The following is a 578-nucleotide window of genomic DNA, read 5'->3' as shown; positions in this document are numbered from 1 at the left end:
CTCGGCGCGCGCAGCATCAATGACAGCGTCTCGGCAGGCGGTGTCATCGGCGCGGCGAATGACACCTGGCGGTTCAACCTGCTGGGCGCCTATGAAGAGGGCGATGATACCGGCTATGGCGATGGCACGATCGGCGGCACGGGGTTTGAGCGCAGTGTCTACGGCTTGTCCACCGGCGTGAAGACGCAGTTCGGCGACTTCGGCCTTGACCTGCGGCGGCAGAATACCGGCGCATCCGGCAACCCGCCTTTCCCGATGGATATCCAGTATTTCGATACCGATTTCGCCCGGCTCAGCTATGCCGCGCAGATCGGGACTGCCACACTTGAGGCATCGTTTCACTACACGGACGTGGCGCACCTGATGGACAATTTCAGCCTGCGGCCCTCGCCGGGCATGATGGCCGAGCGGGCCTCCCTTGCCGACGCCAAGACGCGCGGGGCCGACATCGCGCTCGCCTTCGCGCAGGCGGGCGGCGAACTGAGAATCGGTCTCGACACGGAAGAGTCAGACCATGACATGACGATCACCAACCCGAACAATGCGGGCTTCCTCGTCACGCCATACCCGGATATCAC

Annotated in this window: 1 pseudogene; it reads left to right on the top strand. The window is 63.7% G+C overall.

The features are described 5' to 3' along the window. Positions 1–578, top strand: a pseudogene (locus V7680_RS15695) (TonB-dependent receptor); the annotation flags it as partial.

It is taken from the genome of Parasphingorhabdus sp., from assembly GCF_036963705.1.
Taxonomy (GTDB): domain Bacteria; phylum Pseudomonadota; class Alphaproteobacteria; order Sphingomonadales; family Sphingomonadaceae; genus Parasphingorhabdus.
Note: the sequence above shows the minus strand (reverse complement) of the source record. Positions and strands in the feature narration are given on the sequence as shown.